The following is a 14,328-nucleotide window of genomic DNA, read 5'->3' as shown; positions in this document are numbered from 1 at the left end:
ACTGCTCAACTACCAACTGAGTGCCGTATTTTTTCTTGCTTCATCAGATTTTGGTTGTTGATTGGATGTCACGTCATTCCCACTTGGTTCTGACGTATGGATTTTTTGCTGGATTTGTTGCTCAGGTGTGTGACTTACCTTCTGTGTATTTGATTGCTGATTTATGGATATAGGGTTAACTTCATCAACTTCAGGTAGCACCACTTGATCCATTCGATTCAAGCCTGTGCTATCAAATATTTTGTCAACAAGACCACCCTCTGGTTCAGTCATCATTTCTTTGATCACATCTGGTAAAGACATACAGCCCCAACGAATTGCTTTTTCTAGTAGAAATGAAACCGGACTGTGAGGCTCGCTTTGTCTAAAATAATCAGAGATATCTCGTAATTGATGCAGCGCAAAATTTCGATTCATACTGTTATTCGCAGCTACCTTTGACAACGATTCCGAATTTTTAGTTAACATAATTTGTTCAGAACTACTGCTTTGACCTGATTCAGACTGATTTTGAACCTTTAAATTTTCTGTTTCTGATCCTGCTTTTGACGCCTCTGTATCGTTACCTGTATCAGCTGTATCAGCCGCAGCTACTTTTTTATTAAGCTTAATACCTGTTAAATAAACGATTGCAGATTCAAATTTTTTGATGATATTTTTTATAAAATTGAAATTAGGCGCAGTAACGTTACTTTCCCTACAATGTTCGAAAGTAGAATTCGTTAACCTTTCAACGGCAGTTAATGCACGTTCTAAGCTCTCTATCTTCGTTTTTACGGTTTCTTTTTCATTGCTTACGTAAGCAGAGACCTTTTGTTTTAAAACGCTTACTTCACCTTTTCTTTCAACACTTTGATAATGAAAGAAGCTAATTTCATTAATTAACGGCAGCATTAAAAATGGACCATAGAGCAAACTACCTTCTTCGCTATCTCCGACTAATTGAAAAAAAGCTTTAGATTTAGCTTCAGACTGCTCCTTTAGCTTTCCTGCTTCATCTTCTGCTTTCAGTTTATTTTCTGGCAGAACAGGATTTAGGTAGTCCCATTGCTCATTCACCAGTTCTGCTAGCCACTCCATGGCCGTTGCGAAACTGGCTAATGAGGCATCAAGAATGAGTTGAGCAGAAAGAAACCAACCTATTAACTCAATATCTCTACTTGATTGTTTGAAAATGTCTAATAACTCTTGAGATAACTGCTCCCAATTATTAGTGTTTTCTTCCAGTAAAGTTTCTATTTCAGTTCCATCAGGGTTCTGACTTAATTTTCGCAGAGAAGTCTGAGCTAAATTAAACGAATTTCTAAGCGGTCTAAATAAAGACCTATCAAGTTTTATATATTCACCGCAATGCATCTCAGCACTGATCGGTTGAATTAACTCTTGTTTAAGTTGCTCGGTAAACAATTGAATTAACCCTCGAATTGTCTATGCTTGAACAGAGTTTTGATGTGGTGCTCCTGTTGCCATTGCACCAATAGCGCTTACACTAGGAGATATGGGTTGCACAGTGAATTCTGTGCCGTCGAGCAAAGCTTTTCCATTTGTTAGTTCAGTTAACCTAGCATTTACAACACCATCCAAGCTAGTGAAATCGACACCATAACCATCAATGTACTCCCTAACATATTTACCAGAGAGTGATTTAAGTTTCTCAATATAAGTGATTCCTTTATCAAACTGGTTTTGAGTTTTTATTTCTGCATTTTCATCTAGAAGCTGCAAAAACTTATTACTGTGTGCAACAAAACCAGAACCCATCACTAATGCTGCAACAACTGGAGTTGTAATTGTGGTATTTTGAAACCATTCAGAGAAGGCTTTATGATTATTAAGCATGGAAGTTGCGGAACCACGATTCTCCCATTCTTTTTTTGCTTTATTACTTACATATTTCATCACTGAAATTTGAACTAATCGATCGACTAATTCAGTTATTCTGTCCAATATGCCAGTGACAACACTTACAATCATACCGGCTCCACCAACAGAATCCGCAGCCGCCTCTAGTCCGATACTCGTCGCCCCATAAGCAATTGATTTAACACCACCAGCAATCCCAACAGCAGAATGTCTTGCCAATGCGTTGGCAATGATTGAGGGGTGACCACCGAGGAGTTCAACGCCCCTACCAGCGTATAGTTGAGTGCCAAAGTCAATTGATTTTAATACTGCCTGCCTAATTCCACTGTAGATATCAAGCGCTGAACTGGCGTAGCCTAATCCTGGAATAACATCGGCTAAACTTTTACTGAACGTTTGGGCTAACCACACACCCATTTCGGTTATCCATTCGGCACCATATAGCATGACCCCATAAACAGATCTTACCTTACCGATAATACATTCAAAGAATGCTTGGATCATACCTTTGATTTTGTCAATAACGGTAGATATTGCGTCACCAAGAACGTTAACCGCACCAGTTATTTTTCGTCCAACTTTTGTTTTGTTCAATAAGATGGTTGAAACTGTTTTTATATCATCTAAAGGTTCTGTACTGATAACGTTGCCACCGAACCAGTCTTTAGAAAGACTAAAGTTCTTTTTAATCTCAACATTTGCCAAAAAGTACATGGCTCCGTAACGAGCATCTTCCATATCCTTTAATTGGAAAGAAGCCGCAGTGTCAGTAGTGCTACCGAACATCGTATCTTTTATTTTGCGTTTAAATACTTTGAAATGCATGTCTCGTACTCCAATACAACTTTGCTCAAAAATGATATAGGGCAAACCGAGTTATGAAACGAAACTAAAATTTTAAGGGGTAAAAAAACTGTACTTTGAATGAGCAGATCTAGATATTAAAACAATTATGAACTCTGATGTTTTAATGATTAAGAACTTAGGCAGATACAAACTATGATTACTCAATCTGTTTTTCATAGTAATACCTATTTCACTCTGTAAGTGACCATTGAAAGAATGTACTTTTACTGCTAACTAAAGATGAGTGCAATACTAAATAGGCATTAGTTATTCAACTTTTGTAGTGGGAATAAATTTTATATCCGCTAGAGTGCAAACTCTCTACACTCCCTTTTTTAAAAGGATTTCGTACCTTATGGCAGTCACTGACTTTGATGTATCAGTACGTCCGATGACGGCTAAGTTAAATGGTAAAGGACCTTACATTGCAACAAAGCTTCATTGTAGTGAAGCAATCTCAGAGGGAACTCAAATTGATTTATCCATCATTAGTGATACTGAAATTTCAGCTCAAGTACTTGGTAAGGATTTAAGTGTCAAAGTAAAATATAAAGATGAGACTCGCCAGTTCACAGGCTTAATTTCAGCGATAGTAATTGAGGAGTACAGCCTAGAAAAAAATATTTATTATTATCGCATCAGTGCGGTTGACCCTATTTCCTTGCTCAAGTATCGAAGCAATCAGCAAATGTTTCAGAGTATGGAAACTAAAAGGATAATCGAACAAATTTTAGAAGATTCAGAGACAAAAACTTTTACAAAGTTATCCTTGGTAGGCTCTGGTCGAGATCATGAATATTGCACTCAAATGGGTGAAACCGATCTTGCTTTTATCAAGCGCTTAATGTCGATGGAAGGCTGGTATTACTATTTAGACCATACTGCTTCGAAGCCAACAGTTGTCATTTCGGATTCTAATAATAATTTTGTTTCAATCGATAATAGTTCTGTTAGTTATAAAGATCTATTTGAATCTCCCGAACGAGTCATAACTCAGTGGCAATTTCAAACTTCACTAGGGACTGCTAGTTTGTCATTATCTGATCACACTCAACAACTCGCTGAAGTCTTTTCAAGCGACGAGCGGCAAAGTAATCTTGATTATAATTTCAGTGGTTTACAAGCTTACTATTACGGTCAAGGTTGTGATGATAAAGGCGTTATTCGCGATTTTGCAAAGTTGCAAATGGAAGCATTAGATACTGAAAGAACACAAGCCAATTCATGTTCAAATATTATTGCCTTGTTTGCAGGTACTACTTTTAAATTATCAAATCATCCAGTATCTGAAGTTAATCAAGAATATGTGGTCACCCAAATAAATCATGTTATTGATCATGCTGAATCTGGCTCACAAATACAGTATCAAAATAATTTTCAATGCATTCCTATCTCGGTTCCCTTTAGACCAAAATTACAGTCGAGACCCAAAACTCAAGGATTGCATACAGCTACAGTTACAGGACCAAGTGGTGATGAAATTTATACAGATAAAAAAGGACAAATTAAAGTTCAATTTCATTGGGATGCGATAGGCCAGAATGATGAAAATACGTCCTGCTGGCTTCCTGTTTCCCAAATATGCGCGAGCAACGGATTTGGTGCTGTTTTCATGCCCAGAATTGGTGACGAAGTATTGGTGCAATATATAGATGGAAATCCGGATAGACCCGTTGTTGTTGGTTCTATTTATAATACCAATAACCAAATACCTTACGATGTAATTACTCAATCCGGAATCAAAACTCGAACCTCACCCAATGGCAGCAGTGACAGGGCAAATGAATTAGTATTTGAAGATAAAGAAGACAATGAGCAGATCTACCTACATGGGGAAAAGGATCTACTTATAGATGTTAAAAACGATATCATCACTACCATTGCTAACGACTCCAATACCAGTATTGAAAATGATTGCATTTCAACAATAAAAGGCAATCAAACCACGACGGTAGAAAAAGCAATAGAAATGACATGTAAAGAAGCTTGGGCTGCATCAACAGACAAAGACTTCACTGTGAGTACAAAAGGAACATTCAGTGCTACTGCTGATAAAGATATAACTATGCAGGCCAATTCAGGGCTAGAAGCAAAAGCTATTTCTTCTGTAACAGTAGACGGCCAAAGCGTAGAAATCAGTGGTAAAACAAAAATTGCGCTATCCGTTGGCGGTTGCTCTATCGAGCTTAGTCCCAGTGGCATTAAAATCTCAGCACCTCAAGTTGAAATTTCAGGACAAGCCAAAGCTGAATTGAAAGCGGCAATGGTTACAGTAGAGGGACAAGGTAAAGCAGATCTAAAAGGTGCACTTGTAAGCGTGGAAGGAACAGCGATGACGCAACTCAAGGCTGGAGCCATGGTTCAATTACAAGGGGCAATTGCCAAAATCAACTAATGAAATTATTAAAGATCCCTTACGACACGCCACAAAAACTATTTAGCATTTACCAACCAAATGCTGATTACATCTTATTCTCAGAGCCATTTCCTACCCCTTATGAATTGATTCAGAACTCTCGCACCAATGAGAACTTTAGTCATGTAATTACCTTTCTTGCACATGGTTTACCAATAAGAGAAGCCGTATGGTGGGCTGTATGTTGTGCATCAAAACGTACCGATTGGAATGAATCTGAACTCAATGCAATCCAATCAGCAAGAGCTTGGGTTCACGCGCCAGATGAAGCTAATAGAAGATACGCAGAAGACATGGCGAAAAAAGCAGGGTTAGAGTCAGGAGCTGGTTGGGCTGCTCAGTCAGCATTCTGGAGCGGTGGCAGTATGATTGATCCTGATTCGCCTGAAGTGTTACCCCCAGCTTATTTATACGCACAAGCAGTATCGGGCTGTATCACTCTCACCGCGGTGTTACCTTACGGTGAAAATGCAGAACAAAGATATAACGAATTTATTGATATTGGATTAAACATCGCCATGGGAGGCAATGGCAAAGTAGAAAAATAGGAAGATACATTATGAGTTTTCCAGCAGCAAGAGCCACAGATATGCATGTATGTCCAATGCAAACCCCTGCAATAGTGCCAATTCCTCACGTTGGAGGGCCAATTCTTCCCTTACCAAATATGGTGCTTATTGGAAATCTACCAGCTGCGACTATGGGGCAACCCTGCGTTTGTGTGGGGCCTCCAGACAGTATTGTAAAAGGAAGCATGACAGTATTGCTAAGTAATCAACCCGCAGCCCGCATGCTTGATATCACCGCACACGGAGGAACCATCATTTTAGGATGGCCAACTGTACTAATTGGTGGATAATGGATCTTTGAGCCACTTCTACACTATTATTTTTATTCTCTGCCAGGTAGTTTCTTCCATGTAACGGTATCACGCAGGTAAACTGGAGAAAGGTCATCAACTGGTGTATATAGCTCTTTTTGCCATGCTTCAATGGCAATCGCGAGCATAGGTTTCGCAGATGGTAGCTCTGCAAGGGGCTGAATTTCAAAATCAGAAAAATTTTTAGCTAAATCAGGGTAGGCAGAGAACCCCGTGCCACAACCAATAACTTCCATCGCATTATCTAAAGAAATGCTGATATTTTCTGGCGCACAGACTTCTTCATCAGAAACCGTAATACATTTTTCTTCTTCGATTCTATACTGTGCGGTGTAAATCTCGTTCATTCGAGCATCAATGGCGCAAATGATCTGCTTTGCTCCTTGTTCTTTAGCAATTTGAGCCATGGTTTCTAATGTTGATACGCCATAAACAGGAATATCATGCCCTAATGCAAGCCCTTGGGTCATGCTGGTACAAATTCTGATGCCAGTAAAACTCCCAGGACCTCTACCATATGCAATACCATCAACATCTCGAAGAGAAATCTTTGCCTTAGATAGTAATAAGTCCACCATTCCTAACAGTCTTTGACTGTGCTCTCTAGGTGCATTGGCGGATTCAAAAAATATTTGACCATCTACTAACAAAGCAGCAGAGCAAGCTTCAGTACAAGTATCAACGGCAAGAATAGTTGGATTATTTTTAGGCATAGTGTTACTACAAAATGAAATGTTACGTCGGTAACGCATGGAAAGAATAGATGTGGCGATTAGAGCATAAGCCTAAGCCAAAGAGCAAGCGGAATAATCCACTTGCTCTTAATGCTTAATTAAGTACGCTTCTCAGCCATTTGCGTCATTAATGGCTTATTTAGTGATTGTAATTGTTCAAGAGACAGTGCTTTATTTTCAATATCACGAATTATGATTTTGGTAGAAGAATCGCCCTGAGGTTCGAGAGTTAATCGATATGAACCATCTTTCAGCTCAATTTTGTTACTGTCACCCCATAAAGAGCTCCAAAAACCGGTTTCATTTTTGTAATCAATATAATAGAGATTCTTACTTACATCCATGTCAACGATTTCAAAACCAAGTTCAGGAAGAACAATACGGAGACGATCCCATACTTTGGTGTTCGGTGCATTAACAAGCCAATATGCTGTTTTCTGTTCAGCTTTAAACTCAACCTTCATACCTAAGCTTTGTTCTACTCTTGCTGCTTTAATGGCTTTGATACGCTCAATTCTTAAATATGAAATGGCTGAATTTAACATATCAACCGTATAACGATGCATATCAGTATCGGTTAACTTGATACCCTGCTCTTCACCATTATATTGAACTTGATGGTCAATTAACTTGACTACAATATCTCCAGTGCGGCCATGAGGCTTGATGTTTACGTCAAACTCATAACGTTGACGCAAGGTATAACCTGTATCACTGCCAAATAAACTTGAGTCTACAACCTTAGTATTTTCAACCCAGTTAGTTTTAAAAGTTAATGGGTTTTCAGTTTTTTCAACAATTCGAATATTACGACTTGCTAAAAATGATTCTATAGTACTTTCGATTTCGCCTTTAAGATCGCGATTATTGTTGACGGTTTCAACCAGTACCTTAACGCCTTTACTATTATCTTCAACTCGTGTTCCATCGGCAAGCGCTAACACCTGCAAAGGAGGTCGAATATCAAGAGCTGAACCGACTTGCTGTGAGTCATGATCCTTAGATAATGTTGGTAAACGGAATTCAGATTTGTACGCAGGCTGCTTTAAGCCATTAGGAACTATGAGCTTGGGTTCGTTTTTTTCATTAACATAATTATCCGAACCATTCGCTTGGCGGCGTTCAGCCGTGGTAGAACAGGCCGCTACGGTCATCATTAAGACCAATGGTGAAACTTTTTTTAGCATGTAATTATTTAACCTCTAGTTGGGCTTTTTTCATTGCGTCTATTAACAGACCATGATGGCTAGATGAAAGTTCAGTCAAAGGCAGTCGAATAGTTGGGTTAGCAATTAAACCAAGGTGGTAGGCAGCCCATTTTACCGGGATCGGATTAGCTTCAATAAATAATGATTCGTAAAGCCCTGAAAATGATTCATCAATTTGTTGTGATAAATCGGTATTGCCTGCTAAGGCTAAATCACATAGGTTTTTGAATTTTTTAGGAGCAATATTATTAACTACTGAAATGACACCATCACCACCTAATAACATGAATTCACGACAAGTTGCATCATCACCACTTAAAATAGCAAAGTCATCACCACATAACTCTCGAATGATTTCTACTCGATTTACATCACCCGTTGCTTCTTTTATGCCTACAACATTGGATAATTTCGCCAATTCGGCAACAACTTCAGGCTGCATGTCTACTGCTGTGCGACCTGGCACATTATAAAGAATTTGGGGGACATTAGTACTGTCTGCAATCGCTGTAAAATGCGCTATTAAACCTTGAGGAGAAGGCTTATTGTAATACGGTGTTACGCACAGCATTCCATCTAAACCAAGCGGAGATAAAGCTTTCGTCAATTGAACTGCATGCGCAGTAGAATTAGAACCGTTACCGGCTATAACTTGAACTAGGCCATCTACGGCTTTTACAACATGTTTAACAATGGCTACGTATTCCGCAGTCGTAAGAGTCGCTGACTCACCTGTTGTGCCTACGACAACAATCCCGTCTGTGCCATTTTCAATATGAAATTCAATCAGCCTGTCTAAGCTTGCGTAATCAACACTACCATCAAGCGCCATAGGAGTGACTAAGGCAACAAAACTTCCCTTAAACATTTGTTATCCCCTCAACTAAGAAAAATTCTCAAGCAATACTCGAGCCACGCTATGTTACTTACGCTCAGCAATAATGACAAGTACAAACAAGAGGATAAATTTGATAATATCATTTACTTATTACGGTCTATTGATCTTTCTTGTCTATTTATAAATCGAAGATTGGCTTTCTAAAGAGGTAATTTAATGACCAACTACTTAGTACTTACAGCTATGGGTGCCGACCGTCCAGGTATTGTCAGCCGTCTTGCAAGGTTAGCAACCGATTGTGATTGCGATATTGTTGATAGCAGAATGGCAATATTTGGCAACGAGTTCACCATGATAATGATGTTATCAGGTTCTTGGACATCAATAGCTAAAATTGAAAGTACTATTCCTAGCCTGAGTGTTGAGTTGGATCTGTTAACTGTCGTTAAGCGTACTTCTAAGCATACCTTGACTAATTTTACTTCTCGATTAGAAGTGGTATTTTCAGGCGCAGATCAACGTGGAACAATGGCAGCAATTACACGATTTTTAGCAGACAAAGAACTAGACTTAGCGAGTGTAAAATCTCATGCTGAGTCAGATGAAGATGATAAACACACACAACAAATTCAAGTGATCATCAATGTCCCAGAAGGTATTTCTGCGAACGCTGTAACCCCAGAAATCGAGCAGTTTGCTCTAAAGCTAGGGCTTGAAAGCAGCATCAAACAATTAACAAAAATCATTCAGGAATAATTATGAATACCCTAAAAGCAGGCGACAAAGCCCCGCTATTTGATTTACAAGATCAATATGGAGAAACACATTCTTTGGAGTCAGCTTTAAAGAATGGAAAAGTATTAGTCTACTTCTATCCGAAGGCAAGCACTCCTGGCTGTACCGTTCAAGCCTGCGGCCTTCGTGATTCAAAAGCGGAATTAGATAGTCTAAATGTCACTGTATTTGGCTTAAGCCCCGACGCTGTTCCTAGGCTAACTAAATTTTCAGAAAAACAAGAATTGAATTTCACATTATTGAGTGACGAAGGCCACGCCGTAGCAGATGCTTTTGGTGTTTGGGGAGAGAAAAAATTCATGGGGAAAGTTTACGATGGCATTCATCGTCTTAGTTTTCTTGTTGCCCAAAATGGAACGATTGAACACGTATTTAATAAGTTCAAAACTAAAGAACATCATGACGTAGTGTTAAACTACCTGAAAGGTGAATGAATCTTATCATTAAAAAAGCGACCAATAGGTCGCTTTTTCTCATCAAGATACAGATACTTGTTCTCGCTCCGGCCAAGCGTTAAGTACAGCTTTAACCAATGAAGCCAGTGGTATAGCTAAAAAGACTCCCCATACGCCCCATAGCCCACCAAAAGTTAACACAGCTGCAATTATTATGACTGGATGAAGATCGACAGCATCCGAAAACAAAAGTGGAACGAGTACGTTACCATCAAGCGCTTGAATAATGCCATAACCCAACATTACATAACCAAATGTAGGACTAATACCGAATTGGAAAAATGCAACAAGCAAAATAGGAAGTGTAACTAATGCGGCACCTAAAAAAGGAATCAGAACGGAAAGCCCAGTCAATACCCCCAGCAAAGCCGCATAGCGTAAATCCATAAACAAGAAAAATATATAGGTTGCAACGCCCACAACAACGGTTTCTATTACTTTCCCTCGAATGTAGTTAAACAGTTGCTGATGCATTTCAGACCATACTTTTCCTGCTAATTGACGATTACTTGGAAAGAACCGCTTTACTCCACTCAGCAACACTTGTTTGTCTTTTAAGAAAAAGAAAACCAAAAGAGGAACTAAAACTACATAAATCATCAAAACAATTAAAGACGCAGAAAAACCAAGTAACTGTTGCCCAAGATTGATTAAATGTTTTGTATCTACTAAGGCTTTTGCTTCATTTAATAAGCTGTTGATTTGATCAGTACTAATATAATCAGGGTATTTAGTAGATAGATCTTTGACCATTACCATACCTTGATCGAGCATTTTTGGTAACTCTGAAATAAATGCAATCCCTTGATTCCAGACACTAGGCAGTACACCCAAAACTAACAGCAGAACTAAACCAATAAATGCCAATAAGACGATAGATGACCCTGCAGTGCGATTTATGCCTACGCGATGCATCTGCTTAACAGGCCACTCTAATAAAAATGCTAACACCAAAGCCACAATTAATGGTGCCAAAATACCAGCAGCGAAATAAATGGTTAGAAATATTGTTAAAAGGATCAGAACCAAAGTGACGGCTTGTGGGTCACTGAATTTAGACTTATACCAATCTGAAAGTAAAGAAATCATGAGTTTTCACTTAATATGGACAATTACTTGGTTACAACAAATTCAAACTTATCTTTATTATTGATGATTATTTGAACTTTGTGTCCCTGTTGTTGTAAAAATTTGGGAACATCTTTACGTGACAGATGGTCATATATGGCGAGATGTAACTTTTCACCTACATGTAGGCTTTTTAAAGCCATTTTAATTTTAACTAAAACAAGTGGACAACGGTGATCAGTTAAATCAATAAATTGCATAATACGCTTGCTCTTAAGTAACTGTGGCTATTATCCTAAGTTATAAGCAAAACACAAGTGACTCCCCTATTTTCATCGTTTAAAAGTAGGTCTACATTGAATAAACAAAAGCGTTTCTTAAAATTAAAAAAAATAACAATGGCTCTACTTACAGCCAGTATGCTTTCGTCCTCTCATTTCGCGTGGTCTGATAATGAACTTCCAAATCTCGGTACCGCCGCAGCAAGCACCTTAACCATCGACCAAGAAAATGAATTGGGTGATATCTATATGCGCGTACAACGAGCTTCACGCCCCGTTGTCTATGACCCATTACTCAACCAGTACATCACTGAATTAGGCAACAAACTTGTCGCACATGCACAGGATGTTAAAACCCCTTTTAAATTTTTCTTGATTCAGAATGACGAAATTAATGCATTTGCATTTTTTGGAGGTCACGTAGGAATACACACAGGATTATTTCTGAACGCCAATAATGAGAGTGAATTAGCATCTGTTTATGCACATGAAATAGCCCACGTTACCCAACGACACTTAGCACGTGCTATGGAAGCCAGAGCAAGAAGTAACCCCGCAATGATAGCTGGATTATTAGGCTCTTTACTGTTAACCATTGCAGCACCCGAAGCAGGTATGGCCGCACTGGCTACGACAACAGGTATAGCAAGGCAAACACAAATCAATTATACCCGTTCAAACGAACAAGAAGCTGACCGTATTGGTATGCACACCCTGGTTGATTCAGGGTTTGACCCAGACGGAGCTTACCTCTTTTTTAATAAACTTGCGCGAAAATATCAGTACGCTACTCGCCTGCCTGAAATCTTGCAAAGCCACCCTCTACCAAAATCAAGAATTACAGAAGCCAGAAATCGTGCAGCCAAGTATCCACACCGATATATTCCAGCCAGTCTCGAATTTCAGTTGGCTAAAGCGAGAGTACAAGTAAGATTTTCCGATCTTAGCCCGAGTGCAACCCTTGCCATGTTCAATAAACAACTTAAACTAAAAACATTTGTGTTAAAAGACGCCGCACTTTACGGCAAAGCTCTAGCGTTATTCGAATTAGATAAAATTCAGCAATCAAGTGCCATTATCAAGCAGCTTCTTAATCATAACCCTGATAATTTGTTTTATATCGATACAAAAACTGATTTGTTAATTAAGCAAAAAAAATATCAACAAGCTATCACTATGCTTGAAGCACAATATCAAGATAAACCAGCATCTCAAGTAATTGCTATGAATTTAGCCCATGCATACATTGAAGCTGAAAAATCTGATAAAGCCATTCCCATCCTGCAAGATGCTATTTTTTATGAATGGGATAATATGGTGGCTTATCAGTTACTGCTCGATGCTTATTCTAAAACCGATAATCCAGCAATGGAGCATTATATTCAGGCAGAAATAATGGCATTGCAAGCAAACTATGACGGTGCAATTGATCAACTTAATTATGCTCATAAAAATAGCCAAGGTGATCCTTTGCAGCTCGCAAGAATTGAAGCTCGAATTCGTCAATTCAGACAATACGAAATCGAGATAAAAAAGTTATCTAAGCGCTAGATTTGTTGTTAAAATTCGTTGTAAATAATTAGATTGGAAATAACATGACTAAAGTAACCATCTTTCACAACCCTCGCTGCTCTAAAAGTCGACAAACATTAGCATTGCTACAAGAAAATAATTGTGAAATTGAGATTATTGAATATCTGAAAGATGTACCTACAGTTGCGACACTAAAAAACATTCATAGTCTACTTGGTGTTTCAGTTCGTGAAATGATGCGAACTAAAGAAGATGATTACAAGCAACAAAATTTAGCCGACAGTTCAGTATCAGACGATCTACTTTTTGAAGCTATGACTGTTACACCTAAGATTATTGAGCGACCGATTGTTTTAGCCAATAACAAGGCTGTTATCGGTAGACCACCAGAAAACGTATTGGATATCATCTAATGCAAACACAAACGTTATTTCAACTATGTAGAACTGGATATATTGCATTAGTTTTGCTTTTAAGTGGTTACTTTATTCAGCTTGGCTTGTCAGGAACCTATAGTTTTGCATTTACTGCACTATGGATAATTCCGTTACTACTTCCGTTAAAAGGGATAATTCAAGGTAATCCTTATACATTTGCGTGGGCCAGTTTTATTTTATGTCTGTATGAGCTGCACGCTCTTACGAACTTATGGGTAGCTGACAACGGGTTTACTTTTGCTGTTATCGAGACAGTTTTAATTTCATTACTGCTTATTGGCTTCCCATACTATGCTCGATTCAGAGGGCGTGAGTTAGGTTTAGGATTGAAAAAGAAAAAAAATCAGGAATAATTGAATTCAGAAAGCCCGAAATTGACTCGGGCTTTCTCATTTGGAAGTAAATCAATTACCACATCAAATCATCAGGTATCACATAATCCGCATAAGGATCATCTTCTTCTACAGTATCTTCAACCCTATCTGCCTCTGAAGCTAAATACCCACACCATTCAGGTACTAATAAATTCACACGCTCAGCTAATTTAAATGGCACTACATAAGTTTTATCTTCGTGACGCACAATACCCAATTTACTGCTGAGTAATTGGCTCTGAACTTGTTCATCAATATAAATTGAATGAACTTTAGTACCGAGGGTAAAATTGAACTTCACTTCACCATTTGCAGGTAATGAAATTGCTGTTCGAGTAAACTCAGTAATCAAGGATCGAACCTGACCTTTTTCCAATGCTTCTGCAAAACGCTGTTCATTTAACGCTTTATCTTTTTCTGCTTGTTGCTTTTTTTGTTCGGCAATCTGTTGTTTTAACTCTGCCGAACCGTCATCAACTTTTTGCTTTCTATTTCTACGTTTCTGAGTTTTAACATCACGAACTTTTTGTTTACTGGCTAAACCAGCTTTTAATAGCTGCTCTTGTAATGCATTTGCCATTGTTGATTCTCTATTTTGTA

General features: G+C 38.4%; 16 protein-coding genes. 8 read left to right on the top strand and 8 right to left on the bottom strand.

The window, feature by feature from the left end; all coding sequences use genetic code 11:
- Window positions 1-9: 9 nt before the first annotated feature.
- Together D5018_RS02980 and D5018_RS02975 are read right to left on the bottom strand one after the other, a co-directional pair.
- Complete coding sequence (locus D5018_RS02980) at window positions 10-1,407, bottom strand: type VI secretion system protein TssA (protein ID WP_121837499.1); 1,398 nt, start codon at window positions 1,405-1,407, stop codon at window positions 10-12.
- 21 nt (window positions 1,408-1,428) lie between these two features.
- Window positions 1,429-2,688: a hypothetical protein gene (locus tag D5018_RS02975; RefSeq protein WP_121837498.1), complete on the bottom strand. Its 1,260-nt coding sequence runs from the start codon at window positions 2,686-2,688 to the stop codon at window positions 1,429-1,431.
- Between the two features lie 376 nt (window positions 2,689-3,064).
- Between D5018_RS02975 and D5018_RS02970 the strand changes: the two genes are divergently transcribed.
- Genes D5018_RS02970 through D5018_RS02960 form a run of 3 tightly spaced genes read left to right on the top strand, consistent with a single transcriptional unit; the run spans window position 3,065 to window position 5,984 of the window.
- Window positions 3,065-5,104, top strand: a complete 2,040-nt coding sequence (locus tag D5018_RS02970; protein WP_121837497.1) for a type VI secretion system Vgr family protein — start codon at window positions 3,065-3,067, stop codon at window positions 5,102-5,104.
- Complete coding sequence (locus tag D5018_RS02965) at window positions 5,104-5,673, top strand: DUF6931 family protein (protein WP_121837496.1); 570 nt, start codon at window positions 5,104-5,106, stop codon at window positions 5,671-5,673. The genes D5018_RS02970 and D5018_RS02965 overlap by 1 nt, the downstream gene beginning before the upstream one ends.
- An 11-nt stretch (window positions 5,674-5,684) precedes the next feature.
- Window positions 5,685-5,984: a PAAR domain-containing protein gene (locus D5018_RS02960; RefSeq protein ID WP_121837495.1), complete on the top strand. Its 300-nt coding sequence runs from the start codon at window positions 5,685-5,687 to the stop codon at window positions 5,982-5,984.
- Window positions 5,985-6,016: 32 nt separating this feature from the next.
- Here the strand turns inward: D5018_RS02960 and tsaB are convergent, their stop codons facing one another.
- The 3 genes from tsaB to dapA all read right to left on the bottom strand — a co-directional run bounded on the left by tsaB (window position 6,017) and on the right by dapA (window position 8,815).
- Window positions 6,017-6,718 (bottom strand): tRNA (adenosine(37)-N6)-threonylcarbamoyltransferase complex dimerization subunit type 1 TsaB, encoded by a 702-nt coding sequence (tsaB, locus tag D5018_RS02955; RefSeq protein ID WP_121837494.1) that lies wholly within the window; start codon window positions 6,716-6,718, stop codon window positions 6,017-6,019.
- Window positions 6,719-6,837: 119 nt separating this feature from the next.
- Window positions 6,838-7,926, bottom strand: a complete 1,089-nt coding sequence (gene bamC, locus D5018_RS02950; protein WP_121837493.1) for an outer membrane protein assembly factor BamC — start codon at window positions 7,924-7,926, stop codon at window positions 6,838-6,840.
- Between the two features lie 4 nt (window positions 7,927-7,930).
- Window positions 7,931-8,815 (bottom strand): 4-hydroxy-tetrahydrodipicolinate synthase, encoded by an 885-nt coding sequence (gene dapA, locus D5018_RS02945; protein WP_121837492.1) that lies wholly within the window; start codon window positions 8,813-8,815, stop codon window positions 7,931-7,933.
- 186 nt (window positions 8,816-9,001) lie between these two features.
- Between dapA and D5018_RS02940 the strand changes: the two genes are divergently transcribed.
- Window positions 9,002-9,541, top strand: coding sequence for a glycine cleavage system transcriptional repressor (locus D5018_RS02940; RefSeq protein ID WP_121837491.1), 540 nt, complete (start codon window positions 9,002-9,004; stop codon window positions 9,539-9,541).
- Between the two features lie 2 nt (window positions 9,542-9,543).
- Window positions 9,544-10,014: a thioredoxin-dependent thiol peroxidase gene (bcp, locus tag D5018_RS02935; RefSeq protein WP_121837490.1), complete on the top strand. Its 471-nt coding sequence runs from the start codon at window positions 9,544-9,546 to the stop codon at window positions 10,012-10,014.
- A gap of 42 nt (window positions 10,015-10,056) precedes the next feature.
- Here bcp and D5018_RS02930 read toward each other — a convergent pair whose 3' ends face one another.
- Window positions 10,057-11,124 carry an AI-2E family transporter gene (locus tag D5018_RS02930; RefSeq protein WP_121837489.1) on the bottom strand — a complete coding sequence of 356 codons (1,068 nt, stop codon included), beginning with the start codon at window positions 11,122-11,124 and terminating at the stop codon, window positions 10,057-10,059.
- 23 nt (window positions 11,125-11,147) lie between these two features.
- On the bottom strand, window positions 11,148-11,363 hold the full coding sequence (locus D5018_RS02925) for a sulfurtransferase TusA family protein (protein ID WP_121837488.1): 216 nt from the start codon (window positions 11,361-11,363) through the stop codon (window positions 11,148-11,150).
- Window positions 11,364-11,459: 96 nt separating this feature from the next.
- Here D5018_RS02925 and bepA point away from each other — a divergent pair, with 96 nt between their 5' ends.
- Genes bepA through D5018_RS02910 form a run of 3 tightly spaced genes read left to right on the top strand, consistent with a single transcriptional unit; the run spans window position 11,460 to window position 13,707 of the window.
- On the top strand, window positions 11,460-12,935 hold the full coding sequence (gene bepA / locus D5018_RS02920) for a beta-barrel assembly-enhancing protease (RefSeq protein ID WP_463674598.1): 1,476 nt from the start codon (window positions 11,460-11,462) through the stop codon (window positions 12,933-12,935).
- 44 nt (window positions 12,936-12,979) lie between these two features.
- Window positions 12,980-13,330 carry an arsenate reductase (glutaredoxin) gene (gene arsC, locus D5018_RS02915; protein ID WP_121837487.1) on the top strand — a complete coding sequence of 117 codons (351 nt, stop codon included), beginning with the start codon at window positions 12,980-12,982 and terminating at the stop codon, window positions 13,328-13,330.
- Window positions 13,330-13,707, top strand: coding sequence for a DUF2069 domain-containing protein (locus D5018_RS02910; RefSeq protein ID WP_121837486.1), 378 nt, complete (start codon window positions 13,330-13,332; stop codon window positions 13,705-13,707). The genes arsC and D5018_RS02910 overlap by 1 nt, the downstream gene beginning before the upstream one ends.
- A 55-nt stretch (window positions 13,708-13,762) precedes the next feature.
- Here D5018_RS02910 and D5018_RS02905 read toward each other — a convergent pair whose 3' ends face one another.
- Complete coding sequence (locus tag D5018_RS02905; protein WP_121837485.1) at window positions 13,763-14,308, bottom strand: DUF2058 domain-containing protein; 546 nt, start codon at window positions 14,306-14,308, stop codon at window positions 13,763-13,765.
- Window positions 14,309-14,328: the final 20 nt, after the last annotated feature.

It is taken from the genome of Parashewanella curva (assembly GCF_003675895.1).
GTDB lineage: Bacteria > Pseudomonadota > Gammaproteobacteria > Enterobacterales > Shewanellaceae > Parashewanella > Parashewanella curva.
This window is presented reverse-complemented; position numbering and strand designations above follow the sequence as displayed.